The 22,683-nt window shown below is 71.6% G+C and carries 24 protein-coding genes and 1 pseudogene; 7 read left to right on the forward strand and 18 right to left on the reverse strand.

From position 1 onward, the window contains the following. Positions 1-53 precede the first annotated feature (53 nt). The 7 genes from map to AWB89_RS18850 are packed head-to-tail and all read left to right on the forward strand — an operon-like array spanning position 54 to position 7,251. Complete coding sequence (map, locus tag AWB89_RS18820) at positions 54-911, forward strand: type I methionyl aminopeptidase (protein WP_085102630.1); 858 nt, start codon at positions 54-56, stop codon at positions 909-911. A gap of 14 nt (positions 912-925) precedes the next feature. Next, positions 926-2,425, forward strand: a complete 1,500-nt coding sequence (locus AWB89_RS18825) for a cobyric acid synthase (RefSeq protein WP_085175732.1) — start codon at positions 926-928, stop codon at positions 2,423-2,425. Between the two features lie 58 nt (positions 2,426-2,483). After that, entirely contained in the window at positions 2,484-3,035 is a 552-nt protein-coding gene (locus AWB89_RS18830) for an alpha/beta hydrolase (RefSeq protein WP_085102635.1), read from the forward strand. An 11-nt stretch (positions 3,036-3,046) separates the two neighbouring features. Then, on the forward strand, positions 3,047-4,399 hold the full coding sequence (locus tag AWB89_RS18835; RefSeq protein WP_085175734.1) for a glutamine synthetase family protein: 1,353 nt from the start codon (positions 3,047-3,049) through the stop codon (positions 4,397-4,399). Continuing rightward, on the forward strand, positions 4,380-5,114 hold the full coding sequence (locus tag AWB89_RS18840; RefSeq protein WP_085175967.1) for a gamma-glutamyl-gamma-aminobutyrate hydrolase family protein: 735 nt from the start codon (positions 4,380-4,382) through the stop codon (positions 5,112-5,114). Before AWB89_RS18835 ends, AWB89_RS18840 begins: the two co-directional genes overlap by 20 nt. Then, the gene (locus tag AWB89_RS18845) at positions 5,111-6,478 is read left to right on the forward strand and encodes an aldehyde dehydrogenase family protein (RefSeq protein ID WP_085175736.1); all 1,368 of its coding nucleotides are present in this window, start codon (positions 5,111-5,113) and stop codon (positions 6,476-6,478) included. The genes AWB89_RS18840 and AWB89_RS18845 overlap by 4 nt, the downstream gene beginning before the upstream one ends. Beyond that, the gene (locus AWB89_RS18850; protein ID WP_142282575.1) at positions 6,475-7,251 is read left to right on the forward strand and encodes a 3-oxoacyl-ACP reductase; all 777 of its coding nucleotides are present in this window, start codon (positions 6,475-6,477) and stop codon (positions 7,249-7,251) included. The genes AWB89_RS18845 and AWB89_RS18850 overlap by 4 nt, the downstream gene beginning before the upstream one ends. On the opposite strand, the gene AWB89_RS18855 is transcribed toward AWB89_RS18850, so the two are convergent. The 18 genes and pseudogenes from AWB89_RS18855 to AWB89_RS18940 form a co-directional block, all read right to left on the reverse strand. Then, complete coding sequence (locus AWB89_RS18855; RefSeq protein WP_085175737.1) at positions 7,248-8,105, reverse strand: PPE family protein; 858 nt, start codon at positions 8,103-8,105, stop codon at positions 7,248-7,250. The genes AWB89_RS18850 and AWB89_RS18855 overlap by 4 nt on opposite strands. Before the next feature lie 72 nt (positions 8,106-8,177). Continuing rightward, complete coding sequence (locus AWB89_RS18860; RefSeq protein WP_085175739.1) at positions 8,178-8,582, reverse strand: hypothetical protein; 405 nt, start codon at positions 8,580-8,582, stop codon at positions 8,178-8,180. 645 nt (positions 8,583-9,227) lie between these two features. Then, positions 9,228-10,103, reverse strand: coding sequence for an isocitrate lyase/PEP mutase family protein (locus tag AWB89_RS18870; RefSeq protein ID WP_085175741.1), 876 nt, complete (start codon positions 10,101-10,103; stop codon positions 9,228-9,230). 10 nt (positions 10,104-10,113) lie between these two features. Next, positions 10,114-11,241, reverse strand: coding sequence for an alkaline phosphatase family protein (locus tag AWB89_RS18875; RefSeq protein WP_085175743.1), 1,128 nt, complete (start codon positions 11,239-11,241; stop codon positions 10,114-10,116). 4 nt (positions 11,242-11,245) lie between these two features. Next, positions 11,246-11,986: a DUF6390 family protein gene (locus AWB89_RS18880; protein WP_263992794.1), complete on the reverse strand. Its 741-nt coding sequence runs from the start codon at positions 11,984-11,986 to the stop codon at positions 11,246-11,248. After that, the gene (gene hypD, locus AWB89_RS18885; protein ID WP_085175745.1) at positions 11,983-13,113 is read right to left on the reverse strand and encodes a hydrogenase formation protein HypD; all 1,131 of its coding nucleotides are present in this window, start codon (positions 13,111-13,113) and stop codon (positions 11,983-11,985) included. Before hypD ends, AWB89_RS18880 begins: the two co-directional genes overlap by 4 nt. 12 nt (positions 13,114-13,125) lie before the next feature. Beyond that, positions 13,126-13,398 carry a HypC/HybG/HupF family hydrogenase formation chaperone gene (locus AWB89_RS18890; protein ID WP_085175747.1) on the reverse strand — a complete coding sequence of 91 codons (273 nt, stop codon included), beginning with the start codon at positions 13,396-13,398 and terminating at the stop codon, positions 13,126-13,128. A 12-nt stretch (positions 13,399-13,410) separates the two neighbouring features. Continuing rightward, positions 13,411-14,523 carry a hydrogenase expression/formation protein HypE gene (gene hypE, locus AWB89_RS18895; protein WP_085175749.1) on the reverse strand — a complete coding sequence of 371 codons (1,113 nt, stop codon included), beginning with the start codon at positions 14,521-14,523 and terminating at the stop codon, positions 13,411-13,413. Next, entirely contained in the window at positions 14,520-15,191 is a 672-nt protein-coding gene (locus AWB89_RS18900; RefSeq protein ID WP_085175751.1) for a D-sedoheptulose-7-phosphate isomerase, read from the reverse strand. Before AWB89_RS18900 ends, hypE begins: the two co-directional genes overlap by 4 nt. Further along, positions 15,188-15,907, reverse strand: coding sequence for a HypC/HybG/HupF family hydrogenase formation chaperone (locus AWB89_RS18905; protein ID WP_085175753.1), 720 nt, complete (start codon positions 15,905-15,907; stop codon positions 15,188-15,190). The genes AWB89_RS18900 and AWB89_RS18905 overlap by 4 nt, the downstream gene beginning before the upstream one ends. Further along, positions 15,904-18,267 carry a carbamoyltransferase HypF gene (gene hypF, locus AWB89_RS18910; RefSeq protein ID WP_085175755.1) on the reverse strand — a complete coding sequence of 788 codons (2,364 nt, stop codon included), beginning with the start codon at positions 18,265-18,267 and terminating at the stop codon, positions 15,904-15,906. Before hypF ends, AWB89_RS18905 begins: the two co-directional genes overlap by 4 nt. A gap of 1 nt (position 18,268) precedes the next feature. Beyond that, on the reverse strand, positions 18,269-18,535 hold the full coding sequence (locus AWB89_RS18915; RefSeq protein ID WP_085102660.1) for a HypC/HybG/HupF family hydrogenase formation chaperone: 267 nt from the start codon (positions 18,533-18,535) through the stop codon (positions 18,269-18,271). Then, the gene (locus tag AWB89_RS18920) at positions 18,535-19,032 is read right to left on the reverse strand and encodes a hydrogenase maturation protease (RefSeq protein ID WP_085102662.1); all 498 of its coding nucleotides are present in this window, start codon (positions 19,030-19,032) and stop codon (positions 18,535-18,537) included. The genes AWB89_RS18915 and AWB89_RS18920 overlap by 1 nt, the downstream gene beginning before the upstream one ends. Before the next feature lie 16 nt (positions 19,033-19,048). Further along, positions 19,049-19,168 carry a DUF6893 family small protein gene (locus tag AWB89_RS28500; RefSeq protein ID WP_096866107.1) on the reverse strand — a complete coding sequence of 40 codons (120 nt, stop codon included), beginning with the start codon at positions 19,166-19,168 and terminating at the stop codon, positions 19,049-19,051. Next, a pseudogene (locus tag AWB89_RS18925) lies at positions 19,159-20,500 on the reverse strand (hypothetical protein); the annotation flags it as partial. The gene AWB89_RS28500 and the pseudogene AWB89_RS18925, both read right to left, overlap by 10 nt. Then, the gene (locus AWB89_RS18930; protein WP_085102666.1) at positions 20,497-21,150 is read right to left on the reverse strand and encodes a DUF6084 family protein; all 654 of its coding nucleotides are present in this window, start codon (positions 21,148-21,150) and stop codon (positions 20,497-20,499) included. The gene AWB89_RS18930 and the pseudogene AWB89_RS18925, both read right to left, overlap by 4 nt. Further along, positions 21,147-21,785, reverse strand: coding sequence for a DUF5947 family protein (locus AWB89_RS18935; protein ID WP_085175759.1), 639 nt, complete (start codon positions 21,783-21,785; stop codon positions 21,147-21,149). Before AWB89_RS18935 ends, AWB89_RS18930 begins: the two co-directional genes overlap by 4 nt. After that, positions 21,782-22,681 (reverse strand): NifU family protein, encoded by a 900-nt coding sequence (locus AWB89_RS18940; protein ID WP_085175761.1) that lies wholly within the window; start codon positions 22,679-22,681, stop codon positions 21,782-21,784. The genes AWB89_RS18935 and AWB89_RS18940 overlap by 4 nt, the downstream gene beginning before the upstream one ends. Between the last annotated feature and the right edge of the window lie 2 nt (positions 22,682-22,683).

Consider the following 22,683-nt stretch of genomic DNA (forward strand, 5'->3'; position numbering starts at 1 on the left):
CTCGGCGAGTCTCGCTGAAGGCGCCTCGCACTTAGCGTCGCTAAGCTGGCCCCATGCCTGCTCGGACCGCGCTTTCCCCCGGAGTGATCTCGCCGACTCTGCCGGTGCCCGGCCGCATCCCGCGCCCGGAATACGTCGGCAAGCCGACCGCGCAGGAGGGCAGCGAGCCGTGGGTGCAGACGCCCGAGGTCATCGAGAAGATGCGGGTCGCCGGCCGGATCGCGGCCGGCGCGCTGGCCGAGGCGGGCAAGGCGGTCGCGCCCGGCGTGACGACGGACGAACTGGACCGGATCGCCCACGAGTACATGATCGACAACGGGGCCTACCCCTCGACGCTGGGCTACAAGGGATTCCCGAAGTCGTGCTGCACGTCGCTCAACGAGGTGATCTGCCACGGCATCCCCGACTCGACGGTGATCGAGGACGGCGACATCGTCAACATCGACGTCACCGCCTACATCGACGGGGTACACGGCGACACCAACGCGACCTTTCTGGCCGGCGACGTCTCCGAGGAGCACCGGCTGCTCGTGGAGCGCACGCGTGAGGCCACCATGCGCGCCATCAACGCCGTCAAGCCGGGCCGCGCGCTCTCGGTCGTCGGCCGGGTCATCGAGTCGTACGCAAATCGGTTCGGGTACAACGTGGTTCGCGACTTCACCGGCCACGGCATCGGCACCACGTTTCACAACGGGCTGGTCGTGCTGCACTACGAGCAGCCCTCCGTGGCCACGATCATCCAGCCGGGCATGACGTTCACCATCGAACCGATGATCAACCTCGGCGCGCTGGACTACGAGATCTGGGACGACGGCTGGACCGTGGTCACCAGGGACCGCAAGTGGACCGCCCAGTTCGAACACACCCTGCTGGTCACCGACACCGGCGCCGAAATCCTCACTTCGGTATAGCAAGCCGTGACTTCGTGAGCGGGGCCCTGCTGGTCGCCGGCACCAGCTCCGATGCCGGGAAATCGGTGGTGGTGGCGGGGCTGTGCCGGCTGCTGGCGCGCAAGGGGATCCGGGTGGCGCCGTTCAAGGCGCAGAACATGTCCAACAACTCGGTGGTCACCGTCGAGGGCGGCGAGATCGGCCGCGCCCAGGCCATCCAGGCGCGGGCGGCGGGGCTGGAGCCCAGCGTGCGATTCAACCCGATCCTGCTCAAGCCGGGCAGTGACCGCACGTCGCAGCTGGTGATCCGGGGTCAGGTCGCCGAGTCGGTGTCCGCGACCAACTACGTGCGGCATCGCGAGCGGCTGGCCCGCATCGTCTTCGACGAATTGGCTTGCCTGCGCGACGAATTCGACGCGGTCATCTGCGAGGGCGCCGGGTCGCCCGCCGAGATCAACTTGCGGGCCACGGATTTGGCGAACATGGGGCTGGCCCGGGCCGCGAAGCTGCCGGTGATCGTGGTCGGCGACATCGACCGCGGCGGGCTGCTGGCCCACCTGTTCGGGACCCTCGCGGTGCTCGAGCCCGACGACCAGGCGCTGATCGCCGGCTTCGTCGTCAACAAGTTCCGCGGGGACCCCGCGCTGCTCGAACCCGGGCTGCGGCAGTTGCGCGCCCTGACCGGCCGCCCCACGTACGGCGTGCTGCCCTACGCCGAGGAGCTCTGGCTGGACGCCGAGGACTCGCTGTCGGCCCTCGCGCACCGCGTCGTGGGCGCACCGGGCCCGCCGCGCGGCGACGAGTGGCTGCGGGTGGCCGCGGTGCGGCTGCCCCGGATCTCCAACTCCACCGACGTCGAGGCGCTGGCCTGCGAGCCGGGGGTGCTGGTGCGCTGGGTCACCGACCCCGCCGACCTGGCCGACACGGACCTGATCGTGCTGCCCGGCAGCAAGGCCACGGTGGCGGACCTGTCCTGGCTGCGCGATCGCGGCCTGGCCGGCGCCATCGTCGACCACGCCCGGGCCGGCAGGCCGGTGCTGGGCATCTGCGGCGGGTTCCAGATGCTGTGCCGGCGCATCGAGGACGCCGTGGAATCCGGTGCCGGGGAGGTCGACGGCCTGGGGCTGCTGGACGCCGACATCGCCTTCGCGCCGGCCAAGGTGTTGCGGCGCTGGCAGCAGCCGTTGAGCGGCTACGAGATCCATCACGGGCGGCTCTCGCGCTGCGCCGAGGACGCCTGGTTCAGCGTCGACTCGCGACCCCAGGGCATCGCGCGCGGCGCGGTCTTCGGCACCCACTGGCACGGCCTGCTCGACAACGACGAGTTCCGGCGGGCGTGGCTGACCGGGGTCGCCGCCGCGGCCGGCCGGGGCGGGTTCGTCCTGGCCGACACTGATGTCGCCGCGCGCCGCGACGCCCAGCTGGACGCGATCGCCGACCTGCTCGCCGCCCATCTCGATGTCGACGCCGTCCTGGACCTGCTCGACGGGCCGCCGCCCGCGCGGCCCCATGTCGCGATCGGGCTGCGGCCGTGACGGACAGGAAACCTCGCGCGAGCTGGCCGGTTGGCTGTAGTTTGCGTGAGTGCACTCGATGATGAACACGCTCGACGGATTTCCGGTCCCGGTGGCCGTGGCAGGTCCGGAAAAGGGCGTCGTCGTCGTCATCCTCGGCGACCAGGAGCGCGCGCCCGTCGCCTACGACGCGGTCTGCGAGCGGCTGCACACCGCCTCGCTGCGGACCGTCGTCATCGGCCTCGATCAGCGGCTGACCGCCAAATCGGTGGTCGGCATCCTCGATGCGCTGGGGATTCGCTGGGCCGTGGTCTTCGGCGACCGCGCCGGCGGCGAGCTGGCCTGGGAGCTGGCGGCGACCCGGCTCGGGCGGTTCGTGGGCCTGATCGTGATCGACCGCGGGCATCCGCGGGTGCCCGACGCCAAGGGGGTGGTGCTCGACGAGCACTGCCCGCCAGTGGAAATCGGCACCACGGTGCTGGTCAGCTCCCCGGCCGCCAAGGCGGCCGCCGCCGCCAGCCAGCGGTACGTCTACGCCGAGTACCGCGTGGTGGATCTGGGCCGGCGCACCGCGCAGGAGTCGACGGCGCAGTTGGCCGCCGAGATCGTCCTGCGCACCAGCACGTGGTAGCGCCCTCCGCGATGTTGTCGCTGGCCGCGCTGGAACAGCTGGTGCAGCGCGGCGCGGTGGACACCGTCATCGTGGCGTTCGCCGACATGCAGGGCCGGCTGGTCGGCAAGCGCATGGCGGCCGGGCTGTTCGTCGAGGAAGTGGCCGCGCACGGCGCGGAGTGCTGCAGTTACCTGCTCGCGGTCGATGTCGAGATGAACACCGTGTCCGGTTACGCGATGTCGGGCTGGGAGACCGGTTACGGCGACATGGTGATGACCCCGGACCTGTCCACGCTGCGGCTGACTCCGTGGCTGCACGCCACCGCGCTGGTGATCGCGGACCTCGGCTGGGCCGACGGCGGCGAGGTCACCGTGGCGCCCCGGGCGATCCTGCGCAGGCAGCTCGAGCGGCTGGGCGCGCGCGGGCTGATCGCCGACGTCGCCACCGAGCTCGAGTTCATCGTGTTCGAGGAGTCGTACCGCCAGGCCTGGGCCGGCGGCTATCGCGGGTTGACGCCGGCCAGCGACTACAACATCGACTACGCGATGCTGGCGTCGGCGCGGATGGAGCCGCTGCTGCGCGACATCCGGCTGGGCATGGAGGGCGCGGGCCTGCGGTTCGAGGCCGTCAAGGGCGAATGCAACAGGGGCCAGCAGGAGATCGGCTTCCGCTACGACGAGGCGATGGTCACCTGCGACAACCACGCCATCTACAAGAACGGCGCCAAGGAGATCGCCGACCGGCACGGCAAGAGCCTGACGTTCATGGCGAAATACGATGCGGCCGAAGGCAACAGCTGCCACATCCATCTGTCGCTGCGCGACAAGGACGGCGCCGCGGTGTTCGACGACGGCGCCCGCCCGCACGGCATGTCGGCGACGTTCGGCGGTTTCCTCGCGGGCCTGTTGGCGACGGTCCGCGAGCTGACCCTGTTCTACGCGCCGAACATCAACTCCTACAAGCGGTTTGCCGACGGCAGTTTCGCCCCGACGGCGGTGGCCTGGGGCCTGGACAACCGCACCTGCGCGCTGCGGGTGGTCGGGCACGGCCGCAACAAACGCGTCGAGTGCCGGATCCCCGGCGGCGACGTCAACCCCTACCTGGCGGTGGCGGCGCTGATCGCAGGGGGGTTGTACGGTATCGAGCGGGGCCTCGAACCCCCGGCCCCCCACGCGGGGAATGCCTACCACGCAACCGATCTCGAGCGGCTGCCCGCCACGTTGGCCGACGCGGCCGCGGTGTTCGGGGCGTCGACGCTGGCGCGGGAGGCGTTCGGCGACGACGTCGTCGCGCACTACCTGAACAACGCCCGCGTGGAGTTGGCGGCATTCAACGCGGCGGTCACCGACTGGGAGAGGATGCGTGGGTTTGAACGGCTCTAGACCCGTGATCGGCCTGACCTGTTATCTCGAGCAAATACGAACGGGGATCTGGGACATCGCCGCGGGGTACCTGCCCGCCGATTACTTCGAGGGCGTCGTCATGGCCGGCGGCATCGCGACGCTGCTGCCGCCGCAGCCGATGGACGCCGAGGCCGCCGGTGCGCTGCTGGACAGCCTGGACGCGCTGGTGATCACCGGGGGCTATGACGTCGACCCCGCCCATTACGGCCAGGATCCGCACCCGGCCACCGACGCGCCCCGCACCGACCGCGACGACCTCGAGCTGGCACTGCTGCGCGGCGCGCTGGACCGCGGGATTCCGGTGCTGGGCATCTGCCGCGGCGCCCAGGTCCTCAACGTCGCGTTCGGCGGCACGCTGCACCAGCACCTGCCAGACGTGCTGGGGCACAACGGCCATCGCGCGGGCAACGGGGTGTTCACCCGCTTGCCGGTCCGCACCGTGGCGGGCACCCGGCTCGCCGCGCTGCTCGGCGAATCCACCGACGCGCCCTGCTACCACCACCAGGCCATCGACAAGGTCGGCGACGGACTCGTGGTCAGCGCCATGGACGCCGACGGCGTCGTCGAGGCCGTCGAGTTGCCCGGCGAGTCGTTTGTCCTTGCGGTGCAATGGCATCCGGAGAAGTCGCTCGACGACCTGCGGCTGTTCAAGGCGGTGGTGCAGGCCGCGCGATCGTACGCACGAAGCCGATGACCGCCACGGAACTGGTCAACCCCGCGACCGAGGAGGTGTTGACCTCGGTCGACCTCGTCGACGCCGCCGCGGTCGACGACGCGGTGGCGCGCGCCGCGGCGGCCCAGCGGCGCTGGGCCCGGTTGTCCCCGGCGGAACGCGCGGAAGGCCTGCGCGCCTTCGCGGCCGCCGTCGACGCCCACACCGACGAACTGGCCGCGCTCGAGGTGGCCAACTCCGGGCACCCGATCGCGTCGGCGGAATGGGAGGCCGGTCACGTCCGCGACGTGCTGACGTTCTACGCCGGCAGCCCGGAACGGTTGTCCGGCAGGCAGATTCCGGTCGCCGGCGGCCTGGACGTCACATTCAACGAGCCGCTGGGTGTGGTCGGCGTGATCACGCCGTGGAACTTTCCGATGCCGATCGCGTCCTGGAGCATCGGCCCCGCCCTCGCGGCGGGCAACGCGGTCCTGGTCAAACCGGCCGAGTTGACGCCGCTGACCACGATCCGGCTCGGCGAGCTGGCGGTGCGGGCCGGGCTCGACCCGGACCTGTTGCAGGTGCTGCCCGGCAGGGGCGCGGTGGTGGGGGAGCGGTTCGTCACCCATCCGGGGGTGCGCAAGGTCGTCTTCACCGGCTCCACCGAGGTGGGCAAGCGGGTGATGGCCGGCGCGGCGGCCCACGTCAAGCGGGTGACGCTGGAACTGGGCGGCAAGAGCGCCAACATCGTCTTCGCCGACTGCGACCTGGAGCGCGCGGCGGCGACCGCCCCCGCCGGGGTGTTCGACAACGCCGGCCAGGACTGCTGCGCGCGCAGCCGGATCCTGGTGCAGCGCAGCGTCTATGACCGGTTCATGGAGCTGCTCGAGCCCGCGGTGCGGGCCGTCGCCGTCGGGGACCCGGCGTCCCGGGACACCGAGATGGGCCCCTTGGCGTCGGCGGACCACCGCGCCCGGGTGGCCTCCTACGTCCCCGACGACGCGCCCGTGGCCTTTCGCGGCACCGCGCCGTCGGGCCCCGGATTCTGGTTCCCGCCAACGGTCCTCACGCCCCGGCGCACCGACCGCAGCGTCACCGAGGAGATCTTCGGCCCGGTCGTCACCGTGTTGCCGTTCGACGACGAGCAGGACGCCATCGCGCTGGCCAACGACACCGCCTACGGCCTGTCGGGGTCGATCTGGACCGACGACCTGTCCCGCGCGCTGCGGGTGTCGCGGGCGGTCGAGTCCGGCAACCTGTCGGTGAACTCACACTCGTCGGTGCGCTACAACACGCCCTTCGGCGGTTTCAAGCAGTCCGGCCTGGGCCGCGAGCTCGGCCCCGACGCGCCGCTGCAGTTCACCGAGACGAAGAACGTGTTCATCGCCGTCAAGGAGGATTCGTGATCGACCTGACGCAACGGCTGGCCGGCCGGGTGGCCGTCATCACCGGCGGAGCCGGGGGCATCGGGCTGGCCGCGGCTCGGCGGATGCGCGCGGAAGGCGCGAGCGTCGTCGTCGGCGACGTCGACCGCGAGGCCGGGGCGGCGGTCGCCGACGAGCTGTCCGGGTTGTTCGTGCCCACCGATGTGTCGGACGAGAACGCGGTCGACGCGCTGTTCGACGCCGCGGCCGGGGCCTACGGCCGGGTCGACATCGCGTTCAACAACGCCGGCATCTCACCGCCCGAGGACGACCTGATCGAGAACACCGAACTTGCGGCGTGGCAGCGCGTCCAGGACGTGAACCTCACATCGGTGTACCTGTGTTGCCGGGCGGCGCTGCGGCACATGGTGCCCGCGCAGAGGGGGTCGATCATCAATACGGCGTCGTTCGTCGCGGTGCTCGGGTCGGCCACCTCGCAGATCTCCTACACCGCATCCAAGGGCGGGGTCCTGGCCATGTCGCGGGAGCTGGGGGTGCAGTTCGCCCGGCAGGGCATCCGCGTCAACGCGTTGTGCCCGGGGCCGGTCAACACCCCGCTGCTGCAGGAGCTTTTCGCCAAGGACCCCGAGCGCGCCGCCCGCCGCCTGGTGCACGTGCCGCTGGGTCGCTTCGCCGAACCCGACGAGATCGCCGCCGCGGTGGCCTTTTTGGCCAGCGACGACGCCTCCTTCATCACCGCGTCGACCTTCCTGGTCGACGGCGGCATCAGCTCGGCCTACGTCACCCCGCTCTAGGCGACCGTCCCGCGGCAGAGCGCGACGGGCGCGCTCGCCGTGGCCCAGGCCTGGGGCGCCGACAGCTTCCCGATGGACGTGCCGCGGCCGAAACCCGGGACGGGCGCCCGGCGGGCCGGCTTGCCGAACAGCGCGCCCAGCGCCGCGCGCTTGTTGCGAGCGTTCAGGTGGCTGATCGCGGAGTCCGTCGGCGCCGACAGCGAACTCAGTCGCGACAGGGCCGGCGTCGCCGACGACAGCGACGCGTCGAACGATGTCAGCGGGGTCACCGAAAGCGCCTGCAGCGCTTCGGGAATCGCGGCCATCACCCGTGCACCGGACGCGACGACCTCCGGCGCCGACTCCAGGACCCAGGTGTTCGCGTCGTGGCTGCCCGGCGGCGAAGCGAACGGCGTCACCGTGGCCGCCTTGGCCGAGGCGCGGGCGTAGGCGTACATGGCGTCCGCGTCGCGGGCCCACATCCGCTCGTACTCGGCGTCGGCGTCCGCGATGGCCGGGCCGCTCTGCCCGAGGCAGTTCTGGATGACCAGCGACCGCCGCCGCGCGCGGTTCTCGGTGATCGCCGGCGGGGGGACCATCGCCTCGCGCGCCGACTGATGGGCGTCGGCCGCCGCCGCGAGCTGGGCGGCCGCCTGGTGAGCGTGCCCGGCGACGGTGTCGAGCCAGTCCACGTAGGGCGCCACGCCGCGTCGCGCGGCCAGCTTTGCGGTGACGGAGCGGTAGTCGGCTGCCGCGGTGCTCAGCCGCACGGCCAGCCGGTCCCAGGCCGTGGCGGCCTGGATCATCGGTCCCGCGCCGGGACCGGAATACATCAGCCCGGAGTTGATTTCCGGTGCTAGCGTCGCGAAATCCATTACAACCTCTGCTTTGACATGGACTCTCCCCTGAGATAGACGCAGGGGTTACACGGCCGGTTCGATGGCCGATCAGCGACGGGCTACGCAGAACCGCGTCAGGATGTCCGGCTCGGCTTCCAGGGCCGCGGGTGCGCGGGGCCGGGCGCCCCGGGGCCGAAATGCGAACGCGATGAACGAGACCGGTAGCGGCGATCCGACGGACGGCGGTGACAGGCGGCCGGGCGTCGGTGGGCGGTCCTTGGTCATCCACGTGGTGTGGAACGGCTTCTTGTCGGTCGGCGCGGCGGGCGCGGATGCCCGCAGTTCCCCCTGGGCGGCGTGCGGGCCGGCGACCGGCACGCCATCAGACCAGCCCGCCGGCTCGGGCAGCGCCGCCGCGGCGAACTGGGGCCGCAGCGCCGAACCCGCGACGAGTGCGACGAAGGCGCCGAGCGCGGCGACGATCGCGATGGCCGACCGCCGTCGTCGAGTCATACCGCCGCTTTGCAACCCCACAGTGGCCCGAATCTATAGGGCAAAGCCTGGCGGACGGTCGGAGGGAGCTGTGAAAACGCTCGCAGTCGTCGGGCAGTGCTCCGGCGCCCAGGTGCCGGCCGTTGCCCCGGCGATCGACCCCGGTCACGGTGGTGAAAACGCATGCTTTCGCTTTGTGGCGTCCGCGACGTAAGGTTGACATAACAGCGATGCAGTCGGGGGGCCGCGGACCTGCCAGCGAATATCAGGGGGGCGAAGGTTGTACGTGGCGACCTGCCGCCACTGTGGCAGGCAAATTGTCCAGCACCCGTCGGGGGTGTGGATCCCCCGGGACGGCTCCCTGAAAAGCGATCGCCACGGCCTCTATTGCCGCCAGGCGGGCACCGGGCGCCGGCCCCGGATGTTGCACGAGCCCATGCCCTCCAACTTGGCGGGCGCACCCAGGTGGCTGTCCTCGGCGACTTCCCAGGTTGCTGCCGATGCGGACGCCCACTCCGCTCCGCGGGGGCTCCGTAAACCGCTTGTCCCCGCAATCATCCGGGCGTGTGTGCGGCGTGCCGTCGTCCGGCTCAGGGATGTGACGCGGTTTCGCGTGGCCTGGTGGTGACGTGCCGGGTCGGCCGGCGCGGCGACGGGCGGCGGAACCTACAAGGCGGGACCGGGAGGATGGTCAGCCGTGAAATCACCGCGGGGATCGATGAGTTCGTTGCACTCGGCCACGGTGTAGATGGTGTCGGTGTAGTCGAATGAGCCTTGGTCGAGCACTTCGCGGGCGGCGCGGACCACGGCGGTCAGTCCGGCGCGACAAAAGGAGGTGCCGATCGTCACCCTGCGCACGCCGAACTCCTTGAGCTCGGCGACGGTAAAGCGCGCCCGCCCAATGCCGGCCACGTAGTTGACCGGTCTGGCGAGGCTGCGGCAAGCCAGGCGGAGCGCCGACTCGTCGGGCAAGCCCGGGGCGTACAGAACGTCGGCGCCCGCGGCTTCGTATGCCAGCAGCCTCGACAGCGTGTCGTCGAGGTCGGGGCGGCCGCGGATGAAGTTCTCCGCGCGGGCGGTCAGGGTGAAGGGATACGGGAGCGCTCGCGCGGCTTCGACCGCGGCCTGGACTCGTTCGACCGCCAGCCCGGCGGGATAGACCGGCTGGTCGGGCCGGTACGTCGCGTCTTCGATCGATGCTCCCGCCAGGCCGGCCTCACCCGCGAGCCGCACGGTTTCCGCCACCGCCTCGGGCGTGTCGCCGAACCCGTTCTCCAGGTCCGCGGTCACCGGCAGCGGTGTCGCGTCGACGATCGTGCGCACGTGTGCCAGCGTCTCGTCCCTGCTGACCGCGCCGTCGCCGTCACGCCGGCCCAAGGAGAATGCCAGACCGGCGCTCGTCGTCGCCAGACCCCGGAATCCCATGTTGGCGAACAGTCGGGCGGTCCCGACGTCCCAGGGATTCGGGAGCACAAGCATCTCATCGCGGGCATGCAGACGCCGGAATTCTTCGCACCGCCGCGTTCGCTCCTTGCTGTCCATAGCGCCAGGTCTACCAACGGCCACCGACAAAAACGATCAACGGGATCGCCATCTCCGCGGGCGTGGGGCCGCCGTGAAATCCGATGAGGCGGGCCATTTCCGGGGGCTCGTGGGCGGTCGCCAGCACGGCGGTGTCGCCGGTGCAGACGACGACGACGTCGCCGATCCGCGCCAGGTGCGCCGGGTCGACCGGCCCGAACATGCCGGTGGCCACCGCCTGCTCGCGGCTGTACACCCGCGCCCGGCCGTGCAGCGACTCGGTCCAGGCGGCCTGCACGTCCGCGGCGGCCCCCGGCTCGGTGTGCAGGTAGCGCACCCGCGCCTCGCCGGCGACCACCCGCACCCCCTCGGCCAGCCCGGGCTCGGTGTCGAGGTCGACGCGGGCGTCGGGCGGGACGTTCAGGCCGCCGTGGTCGGCGGTCACCAGCAGCGCCGAACCGGGCGGCAGCGCCTCGACCAGCCGGGTGAGCAGGGCGTCGACGCGGGCGGCCGCCTCGTGCCACTGCGGGGAACCGATGCCGAACAGGTGGGCGGCGGTGTCCAGCTCGGCGGTGTAGCCGTAGACCAGCCCGGGCGCCGCGGCCAGCTCGGCGACCAGCTCCGCGGCGTAGTCGTCCGTCGGCTGCGCCGGGCGGAACTGGGCGCCGCGGTAAGCCGCATCCGTCAGCCCGCTGCCCATGAACGCCGCCGGCAGCACGGCGCGCGCACCGATGCCGGACCGCCGCAGCCGCCCGAACCAGGTGGGCAGCGGCTGCCATTCGTCGTGCGGCGGGTCGTCGCGCCACACGATGTGGGTGAGCACCCGGTCGGTGCCCGGCACGTTGAGCGTGAAACCCAGGATGCCGTGCCGGCCGGGCCACGCACCGGTCCCCAGCGACACCAGGCTGCTCGGGGTGGTCGACGGGAAGGTGCAGGTGAGTTCGGTGAGCCGTCCCGTGCCGCCGCCGAGCACCGAGGCGAGCAGGGGAGCGCCTCCCGCCAACTCGGGTAGCAGGTGCCGGCCCAGCCCGTCCACGAGCACGACCGCCACGCGATCCTTCGGACCGATCGACTCCATCAGGCCCAAACGATCGACCCCGCCGGGGGCCCCGAGCAGCGCCGCCGCGGCGGGCAGCACGTCGCAGATCGAACCGGGCACGGGGTCAGTCTGGCACGGGCGCCAGCCGTTGACTGGTCACCCGCAGCTGGCGGTCGGTGCTGTCGTCCAGCGCGCGAACCTGCTCGGCGGACAGCCGGCCGCACAGCCGGCCCCAGTGCACCGCGACCTCGTCGCCGACGGCCACGTCGGGCACGGCGCTGTAGCCGTCGGCCCGGACGTCGAGCGGGCGGACCGAGGGCTCGGACAGCGTCAGCGCCCGACCGTCCCAGACGAGGCGCCGGCACATGACCTCGACGTCGTCGCCGGCGCGGGAAACGACTGTGCCCCAGGTGATTCGGCAATTGTCCAGCACGCTCAACGGATGTTCGTCCATGCCGCGACCGAGGAATCGGGTCCACGGGTAGACGCCGAACACGTGGAAGCAATGGTTGGCGGCGGCCTCGCCGGCCAGGTCGCCCGTCAGGTGCGCCCAGTAGCGGCCGGCCTGCGGGCCGATGATGGCCAGCAGCGCGTCGATGAAGTCGTGTGGGTCGAGGTCGGCGCCGACGCCGCCGCCGAGCCAATAGGATTCGACGAGCCGGTAGTCCAGCGGGTCGGCGATGCCGGTCAGCTCGGAGAGCACCCGCAGGTACGGCCAGGCCCCGGAGAACCCGGTGGCCGCGCGCCGCACCTCCTCGACGGAACCGTCGCGCAGGGTCGCCCCCAGCGGGGGCCCGCAGTAGCCCAGGGCGTTGGGGGCGTACGCGTACCGGGCGAACATCTCGGCACCCCGGATGTCGGTCAAGTGCGGCCCACCAGCTTGACCGCGTCGCGATGCATGCGGCCGAAGTTGTAGTAGGCGGCGCACGCCCCCTCGGGGGAGACCATGCACGTGCCGATCGGTGTCTCGGGTGTGCACGCGGTGCCGAAAACCTTGCATTCCCAGGGCTTGAGCACGCCCTTGAGCACCTCGCCGCACTGGCAGGCCTTGGGGTCGGCGACCCGCACGCCGGGCATCGCGAAGCGCAGCTCGGCGTCGAACTCCGCGAAATCGTCGTGCAGGCGCAGCGCGCTCTGCGAGATGAACCCCAGTCCGCGCCATTCGAAGTGGGGGCGCAGCGCGAACACCTTGCCCATCAGGGCCAGCGCGGCGGGGTTGCCGCGCTCGGGGACCACGCGCTTGTACTGGTTCTCCACCTCGCAGCGGCCCTCGCGGATCTGGGTGAGCAGCATCGCCACGGCGGCCAGGATGTCCAGCGGCTCGAAACCGGCCACCACCAACGGCTTTCGGTACACGTCCGGCACGAAACGGTAGGGGCGGTTGCCCACCACCGTCGACACGTGGCCGGGGCCGATGAAGCCCGACAGCCGCAAATCCGGTGACTCCAGGATGGCCTTGATCGGCGGCACGATCGTGACGTGGTTGCAGAAGACGCTGAAGTTGGGCAGGCCCAGGTCGCGGGCGCGCACCAGCGTCACCGCCGTCGAGGGCGCGGTGGTCTCGAAGCCGATGGCGAAGAACACCACGTGCTTGTCGGGGTTGTCGACGGCGATCTTCAGCGCGTCCAGCGGGGAGTAGACGAACCGCACGTCGGCGCCGCGCGCCTTGGCGTCCAGCAGGCTGCCGGCCGACCCGGGCACCCGCATCATGTCGCCGAAACAGGTGAAGATCACGTCCGGCTGGCCGGCCAGCCACATCGCGTCGTCGATGCGGCCCATCGGGATCACGCAGACCGGGCAGCCCGGGCCGTGCACCAGCTCGACGTTGTCGGGCAGCAGGTGTTCGATGCCGTGCCGGTAGATCGTGTGGGTATGCCCGCCGCACACTTCCATGAACTTGAACTGGTCCCCAGTGGTCCCGGCCAGGTGCTCGATGGCGCCCAGCAGCTTGCGGGCCGCGGCCGGATCACGGAACTCGTCAACGAATTTCATTGTGCGCCTTCCTTACACGATGGACGACGAGTCGAAGGCTTCCATCTCGGTGGCGTAGGCCTCGCCGAGTTTCTTGATGGCGGCCAGGGTCAGCAACGCCTCGGTCTCGTCGATCTTGGCCATGGCGAACCCGACGTGCACCAGGACCCAGTCGTCGGGCTCGGGCATGCCGTCCTCCAGCAGCCGCACGCTGATCGTGCGCTGGACGCCGCTGACGTCGATCTTCGCCAGATAGTTGGCGGGGTCGGTGATTTCGACGATCCGGCCCGGAATCCCCAGACACATGCGCGTAGCCTCCTAACAGATCCTCGGCAGCGGGTCCCCGACGAGCATGTCGACGATCCGGGTGCCGCCGAAACCGGTGCGCAGCACCACGCTTTCGGCCGGTTCGGAAACGATTTCCCCCACCGCGGCGGCCTCGGCGCCCAGGGGGTGCGCGCGCAGCGCGGTCAGGGCGGCGTCGGCCTCCCCGGGCGCGACGACGGCGACGAACTTGCCCTCGTTGGCGACGTACAAAGGATCGATGCCGAGCAACTCGCAGGCGCCGTTCACCATGGGCCGCACGGGCAGTCGCTCCTCTTCCAGCAGCACCCCGAGGCCGCAGGCCTGGGCGAGTTCGTTGCAGACGGTGCCGACCCCGCCGCGGGTCGCGTCGCGCATCCACCGGGTCGACGGGGCGGCCGCCATCAGCAACTCCACCAGCGGGCTGACCGACGCGGTGTCGGAAACGATGTCCGCCTCGATGGCCAGGTCGCCGCGGGCGAGCATGACGGCCATGCCGTGATCGCCCATCGATCCGGACAACAGCACCTTGTCGCCGGTGCGCACCGACCCCGCCGACAGCGTGCGCCCAGCCGGGATGACGCCTGCCCCGGTGGTGGTGACGAACAGCCCGTCGGCCGCGCCCTTGGGCACCACCTTGGTGTCGCCGGTGACGATCTGGACGCCCGCGGCCGCGGCCGCGGCCGCCATGTCGGCGACGATCTCCTTCAACTCGGCGATTCCGAAGCCCTCCTCGATCACGAACGCCGCCGAGATCCACGACGGCACGGCGCCGGCCATCGCGAGGTCGTTGCAGGTGCCGTGGACGGCGAGCTCGCCGACCGAGCCGCCGGGAAAACGCCTGGGCTGCACCACAAACGAGTCCGTGGACATCGCCAGGCGGTCGCCGCCGGGCAGCGTGAGGACCGCGCCGTCGCCCAGCGACTCCAACAGCGGGTTGCGGAAGGCCTCCACGAACACCGCGTCCACCAGCGCGGCCGAGGCCTTGCCGCCGGCCCCGTGCGCCAGGGTCACGTGATCGTCGAGCAACCGGGGGCGGCGCCTGCGGAACGACTCGATCCGCTCGATCACCTCGCCCTCGGCGAACCGCGGCCCCGACGAAAGGTATTCGCCCGTCGGCTTGTTCATGCCGCCCCCAGTCCCCGGTCGCCGAGCTGCTGATGCACGCTCAACCACAGCTGATAGCCCAGCAGCGCCTGCGATTCCTGGATGCGGTGCACGCTCTGCGAGCGCACGACGAAGCAGGCGTCCACGTCGGGGTTGTCGGCGAAGGCGCCGCCGTCGTAGCCGGCGAACCCGATGGTGTACAGGCCGCGCCGGCGGGCCTCGGCGAGCGCCGCGAGCAGGTTGGGCGAGCCCCCGCTGGTCGACATGGCGATCGCGATGTCGCCGGCCGTTGCCCGGGCGATGAGCTGGCGGGCGAACACCAGCTCGAACCCGACGTCGTTGCCCAGGGCCGTCATCACCGCCTGGTCCGCCGTCAACGGCCACGCGGGCAGCGGCCTGCCGAGCGGAGGCCGGGCGAACAGCCTTGCCAGGGTCGTGGAATCGGTGCAGCTGCCGCCGTTTCCGAAGGTGAACAACCGCCCGCCCGCCGCGAAGCGGCGCGCCAGCTCGGCTGCCGCCGCCTCCAGCAGCGCGGTGTTGGCCTCCAGGGTGGAGCGGCGCAGCGCCAGGCTCTCGGCCGCCTTCGCCTGCGCCGAGGCGGCCAGGTCGGCCAGCAGCGACTTGGGGTCGTCCTCCTGCGCGTCGATGAACGGATACAGGAAGTTGGTGGGTTCGTCCGGGCTGCTCATGGCCCCTCCTCGCCTTCCACCCTGCTGATCGCCATGCCGGCGTGCACCAGGATCAAATCACCGGCGGCGACCGGGTCGACGAGCGTGGTGACCACGTTCTCGACGCCGCGCGCGGTGCGCACCGCCGCCTGGCCGCCCTCCGACGCGCCGACCACCTCGCCCAGGCGGCCCTCGTCGCTGCACGTGACGCAAACGTCTTCCCGGCATTCGTCTTTGAGCAGCCCCGAGTGTTCGAAGCACACGTGGGTCAGCTCCCACAGCAGGTGATAGAACAGCACGAAGCCGCCCGTCGCGGGGACCCGCGGGTCGGGGTCGTCCAGCCACAGCACGTGGTCGGCCATCCCCGCCGCCGGCCGCTCGCCGCTGCCGATCCAGATCGTGGTGGCGCCCCAGGCCGGGCTGCGCCGCATCACGGAACGCACCTGCGCGTCGTCGGCGCCGGCGACCGCGACCACGATGTCGCCGGGCCGCACCGACACCCGCACCAGATCCACCAGGTCGGGTCCGGTCAGCGCCACCGCGGGCAGGGCGCGCTTGCCCATGATCACCGGGTGCACGAATTCCACGGCGATGTGCAGCGCGTGCGGTTCCCACGACGGCGCGATGGACCACATGGTCGCGCCCGCGGCGAACCGCTTGGCCAGGGTGAACGCGGTGGCGGCCAGGTCCTCGGCCAATTCGGCGCCCAGCCCGCGGTCGATGGCGGTGATGGTCATGATTCAGTCTCCTCCATCCCCCTCAGCATGGAGATCGCGGCCTGACCCAGCGCCAGCCCGCCGTCGTTGGGCGGGACGATGTGGTGCGTCAGCACCTCGAACCCCTTGCGCGCCAACCGCGTCCGGCATGCGCGCAGCAACAGCACGTTTTGGAAGACCCCGCCGGTGAGGCCCACCAGCCGGACCTCGCCGGCCACCTGGGCGACCACCTTGGCGACGGCGTCCGCGACCGCCTCGTGGAACGCGGCGGCCAGCAGCGCCGGCCGGGTGCCGGCGTACAGGGCGGCCACCATCGTCTGCACCATCGTGGTGGGATCGATCACCCCGTCGGCCTGCACCAGCAGCGGCAGCGACGGGCCGGGATCGCCGTGCGCCGACTCCGCGAGCGCCTCCAGCTCGATGGCGGCCTGCCCCTCGTAGTCGATCCGGTGCCGCACCCCGAGCAGCGAGGCGACGGCGTCGAACAGCCGGCCCATGCTGGAACACGGCACACACCCGGCGCCGCTCTCCAATTGCGAACGGGTGAGGCGCAATTCGTCCGGGGAGGCGGCGGCGACCGGCGCCAGATCCGGGGTCCAGGCGATGCCGGCGGTCCACAATTGCGACAGCGCCATCCGCCAGGGGTTGCGCACGGCGGCGTCGCCGCCGGGCAGCGGGACCGGCAACAGGTGGCCGACGCGCACGAATCGGTGGCTGTCGGTGCCCAGAGCCAGGATCTCGCCACCCCAGATGGTTTGGTCGCAGCCGTAGCCGGTTCCGTCGAACGAGACCCCGATGACGGGCTCGCCCAGGCGTCCGTGCTCGGCCAGCAGCGAAACGACGTGCGCGTGGTGGTGCTGGGCGAGGTCCAGCGGCCGCTCGCCGGCGTGGCGCTCGGCCCAGTCCCGGGTGTGGTAGCCGGGGTGCAGGTCGGCGACCATTCGTGCCGGGGCGCCGCGCATTCCGGTGAGCTGATTCACCGCTCGCTCGAACGCCCGCAGCGTCTCCCAGGTGGCCATGTCGCCGATGTGGCCGGACAGGTAGGCGCGCGAGCCGTCGGTGAGGCAGAAGGTGTTCTTCAGCTCCCCGCCCACCGCGAGGACGGTCGGGCCCGCCCGCCCCAGGTCCACCGGCAGCGGCGCAAAGCCGCGGGATCGGCGGATCGGCAGCTCCCGGCCAACCCCGGTATCTTTCACGACCCGCACGACGGAGTCGTCGCAGGGCACGTGGATCGGCCGGTCGTGGTCGAGGACCGCGTCGCACAGCGCCGGAAGCCGTTGGGCCGCATCGTCATCGGTGAAGCAGATCGGCTCGTCGGAACGGTTCGCGCTGGTGAACACCAGGGCGTCGGGCACCGGCGCGGCGGCGCCCGGCACGGGCGCCAGCAGCAGGTGGTGGACGGGGGAGTACGGCAGCATCAGCCCGAGCCGCGGGCTGCCGGGCGCCACGGCGTCGGCGACCGGCGCGCCGGATCGGCGCCGCAGCAACACGATCGGCCGCGCGGGGCTGGACAGCACCGCGGCCTCGTCGGCGTCGACGTGCGCGTAGCGGCGGGCGACGTCGAGGTCGCGGACCAGCATGGCGAACGGCTTGGCGCCCCGCGCTTTTCGGGCCCGCAGCGCGGCGACGGCCGCGTCGTCCGCGGCGGCGCAGGCGAGGTGGTAACCGCCGATGCCCTTGACGGCGACGACGGCGCCGGCCGCCAGCGCGCGCTGGGTGGCCGCCAGCGCGGCATCCGGTCCCGCCGAGCGCCCGCCGGCCGACGAAAACCACAGCGACGGGCCGCAATCCGGGCAGGCGATCGGCTGCGCGTGGAACCGGCGATCGCCCGGATCGTGGTATTCGGCGGCGCACCGGTCGCACATGGCGAAGCCGGCCATGGTGGTGGCCGGGCGGTCGTACGGCAACTCGCGGATGATGGTGAACCGCGGCCCGCAGTTGGTGCACGTCACGAACGGGTGCCGGTAGCGGCGGTCGTGCGGGTCGAACAGCTCGCCCACGCAGTCGTCGCACACCGCGACGTCGGGTGGAATGGGTGTTGCCGCACCGGCGATCGGCCGGCTGCCAACGATCCGGAACCCGCGCCCGCAGCCGGCGTCGGTGGGCAGGTCGGTGACCGTGACGGCGCCGATGCGGGCCAGTGGCGGCGCCTCGGCGCGCAACCGGCGGGCGAATTCGTCGACGCGGGAACGGTCACCCTGCACTTCGATGAAGACGGCGCCGGAATCGTTGCCGACGAGGCCGGCCAGGCCGAGCCCGCCGGCGATCCGGTGGACGAAGGGACGGAAGCCAACCCCCTGCACGACACCGGTCACGGTGAAGCGCCGCCGGACTTGGGTATCGGGCGGCCCGGTCCGCAGCAGCAGGGGGGACTGGGTCATTTCAGCCGCCCTCCGGGTCGGCCGTCGGATCGGTGCGGCCCCTGCCCATCAGCTCCAGGCCGGCCATGGCCTGCTCCGCGCCGGCCCGGTCGGTCTTCTCGACGGCGAAGCCCATGTGGATGATTATCCAGTCGCCGGGCGCGAACGTCTCCTCCGGGAGCATGCCGACGTTGACCCTGCGCTGCTCGCCGGCGACATCGACCAGCGCGAGCTGGCCCTCGTAGCCGTCCAGCATCCGGATCACCTGACCCGGTATCCCCAGGCACATCAGCGGTCCCCCCGCGTCGACGTTTGCAGCGCCGCGACGATCTCCTCCACGGCCCGCGCTGCCCGCGGGACGGCCCGGGCCACGGGCTCGGTCAGGCCGATGCCCTCCTCGACGCTGCCCGCCTCGCACCCGACCACGACCGTGTAGGGCGGACTGCCGCCCAGCGCCCGCAGGCTGGCGAACACCGCGGCCGGATCCATGCTGTGACCGTCGAGGCCCGCGGCGCCGCAATCGGATTCGTGGTCGGCCTGAAAGACGTGCAACGTGCCGGGGTTGCCGCGGCTGGGCACGGCGTCGACCAGGACCAGGCTGTCCCAGTCCTCGAGCAGGTCGTACGCCAGGTGCATGCCCCGGATGCCGTAGTCGGTGACCCGGACACAGGAATTGCCGCTCGAATCGCCCTGCGGGATCTCGGCGTTGCGGACCACTTCCGAACCGAATCCGTCGTCCCCCAGGAAGATGTTGCCGATCCCGGCCACCAGGATGCGTGCTGTCATGTCCTCGTCCAGGCGGCTACATCCGCCTCAACTTCAGGTAGCGGCGCGCATCGGGAATCGACACCAGCCCGAGCACCAGCCCGATCGCGACCACCAGCGCGATGAGGGCGATGAATATCCAACCCAAGACTTCCATTTCGAACTCCTTTCACGTCGCGGGTTGCGAGGTTTCGAGTGGCTCCACTTCGTCGGGGGAGAAGTAGAGATAGCGTCCGTACCAGTCGTGCAGCTCGGCGGCGGGGTCGTCGTCGACGACGACCGCGACGTGTTTGTTGCCCTCGACGTCCTCATGCACCGACGTGACGCGGGCGGTCTTGCCGGCCACGAAGATGTCCTGGGCGTCGGCGTTGCGCCGCGGGCGCAACCGGACCCGGCTGCCACGAGCGACCCGGATGCCGTTCACCAGGACCGCGTCGACTTCGGGGCGAACGGCGTTGTCCGCCAGCGGATCCCACCAGTCAACGCCGTCGGGGATCTCGGGGACGAGGCCGGAGATCGCGTGGGGATCGCGCAGCACCCCGTGCAGGCGCGCCATCGACTCGGGCGACATGGCATCGCACTGGTCGATGATCCGCGCCGCCCGCGGATCGGTGGCCCGCGCCTGGGCCTTTTCCTCGTCCGTCATCGTCATCACGCGCAGCGTGAGGATCTCGTCGATCTCGGTGCAGTCGTACAGGGCGGTGTCGCTCTGTTCGGCGACCTCGGGGTGGTCGTAGAGGATGATCGGCGAGATCAGCAGGATGTCCCGGGTGCCGGGCGGCCCGGCCAGCACGGGGAAGCACCGGTGTCGCCCGCACCGCGACACCGCGGCGGCGGCGCCGGGCGGCGGCTCGAGCAGCGAGACGAACTCGCCGCCAACGACTTCCGCGATCACGTGCGTGCCGATCATCGACCGCGCGATCGCGTCGTTCTTGTCGCGCGCCCCGTCGCCGACGTTGCTGACCCGGATCGACACCCGGCGCAGGTCGCCGTCCGGCTCGCTGGCCACCGTCAGCACGCCGAGCACCTCCCGCCGATGGCGCACCAGGCGCCCGCCGGCCAGCAGCTCGATGTCCGTCCCCTCCGCGGCCGTCACCGGCAGCGTGCACGGCTCGTCGTCGAGGGCGAGCGGCCCGAACGACACTTCGCACTCGACCGCCTCGTCCCAGGTCAGCCAGGAGCCGGCCGGGGTGGTCAGCTCGTCGACCGGCTCGAACTCGCCGTGGGTGAACTCGCGCTCCGCCCGGCGATGCTGCAACTGCAGGAACCGCACCACCAGCGTCAGCGCCCGGGCGCCGTCGACCAGGAAGTCCGCGGCCATGCTGTCGTCTTCGCCCAGTCCCGCGTCCGCGGCCCCGGGTGGTCCCAGAACGCCGAACTGCCAACGCGACTGGTTCTTGCTCGACGTCCCGCGGTACGGGTAGAGCAGATAGCCCTCGTACAGCACCGCGTCGGCGACGGCGCGGGCCCGGTCCCAGCGGGAGGTCATCGGGCCTCCTCGCGGTCGGTGCCCAGCAGCGAGGTGACCGCGTGGTCGAGGTCGAGCATGCCCCGCGCCGACTTGAACGCGGCCAGCGCCGCGATGGTGTCGTGGCTCAGCCGCACCCAGCCGGTGTTCGGATAGTGCTGCGCGATCAGATCCCGCCAGACGGTGACCGGCATGTCGTAGCGGTACTCGCAGTCCCACGGCACCTGCTGGACCGAGAATCCCCGTTCGGACTTGACGAAAATCGTTCCGCTGAAAAGGAACTGGAGGGGCAGGGCGCCGTCGCGCAGCGCGTGCAGGTACTTGGCGGCGGCGACCTCGAAGTCGTAGGTGCAGTCCAGCGGGAGCGCGACCGTGGTGTTGCCGGCGAAGCCCGGCACCATCGCCGTGGCGTGCTGCCAGAGGAAGGTGCGCTGGGTGGCGGCCCAGCGTTCGCGGGGCCCGAACAGGTCGAGCAGGCCGGCCGCCTCGGCCTCCGAGTAGGAGCGGCGCAGCGGCTCGATCCGGACCTGGCAGCGCAGGGCGATCGCGTGCACCGGATCGTCGCCGCTGGCGGCGACGCTGACCCGCGCCGTCAACACCGGGCTCACCGAGTACGGCTCGGGCGCCACATCGAGCACCGCGAAGTTCACGTCCACGTGCTCGGTGGTCATGGCGGCGTCTCTACCGCGCGGGCCCTGATGTCGGCGAAGAAGCCGTCGATGAACGCCCGGGCCTCCTGGCCCCCGTCGAACCCCCGCCACATCATGCGTAGGCGCCCGACGAACTCGTAACAGGCGTCGATCGGAACGAGATAGCTTTCCGGCTCGGCATTCTCGTCGTCGCCCTCGGGCACCCGCACCAGCAGCGCCTCGACGTCGTCGGCCGGCAGCCCCGCGCGGGGGTCGGCCCCGCCGACGGCGTTCCACAGGTCCAGGTCCAGCTCGGATTCGGTCGCGCCCGCCGGGCCCGGGTAAAAGGCGACCGTGCGACCCAGCTCCGAGTTGGTGAAGAAGAAGGCGACCCCGACCGGGATCTGCAGCGCCTCCCACGCGCGGCGGTCCAGCGCGAAGCGCGGAAACGCCAGATACCGGTCCGGCACGGCGCGATAGCGCAGCTCGGCCGCCGAATCGGTGAACAGCAGATAGCAGGCCCGGCAGACGCACATCAACTGGCGCGCCGCCACATTCACCACGTGCTGGTGCTCGTCGGCGATGAGCTCGGAGCACATTTCGCATCGTTCGCCCGCCGGCTGCGGGGCCGCCCGGTTGCTCCGGATCCGGTTGAGCACGTCGAAGGGGCTGCTCATGCCGGGGCCCCCATCGGTTCGGCCAGCGCGACCGACGGCACCGCGTCGCGCAGCAGCAGGGGGACCGGCTCGAGGTGCGCGCCGTCGGGGCCGGCCCCCGCGTGCACGACATCGAACTGCGTGCCGCAGCGCGGGCAGCCCAGCAGCGTCTCGCGCAGTTGCGCACCCGCCAACGTGTCGTCGCACACCGGGCAGTGGTCGCGGTAGGCCAGTGGCAGGTCGCCGACTCTGCACACCAGCAGCGGGGTGCCCGAAACCAGGAACCCCGCCACCTCGCCCGCGGCGAGGTCGCCCACCTCGGGTAGCGGATGCCAGCCGGCCGCGTGCCCGTTCGACTTCACGTGTGCCATCAGCGATTCGGCGGGAATCACGCCGGCGGCCTTGTCGGCCGGGGCGGTGACCACCTCGATCGACGAGATCTCCGGCGCCGCCGCCCGGACCGCGTCCTGCACGGCCAGCTCCAGCGTCACCGCCGACGACGGGCAGCTCTTGCAACTTCCCCGGAACGCCAGCCGCACTGTGCTCTCTCCCGGCCCTTCGCCGGGCACGATCTCCAGCAGGTCGACGTCGCCGCCGTGCGACCCCAGGTAGGGCCGCACCCGGTCCAGCGCGTCGGACACCCGCCGGTGCACGCCGTGCGGGTGCAGCCCGTGCACCAGGAGCAGGCTGGCCACCAGGTCGTCGGCGGCCAGCCGCTCGGCCAGACCGGGGTCGCCGGCACGCACGATCCGTTCCAGACCGGCCCCATAGAGCGCGACGACCTCGCGGACCAACTCCCTCGCGCGCTCATACGCCGCCGCGCCACCGGACGCGCAGGAATCCAGCAGCGTCTGGATCCGATCGCCCGCCGTGCGCCATTGCGCGTCGTTCTCCTCAAGGGCCTCCGGGCGATCCACCG

Origin of the sequence: Mycobacterium paraense, assembly GCF_002101815.1 — a bacterium.
Taxonomy (GTDB): Bacteria; Actinomycetota; Actinomycetes; order Mycobacteriales; family Mycobacteriaceae; genus Mycobacterium; species Mycobacterium paraense.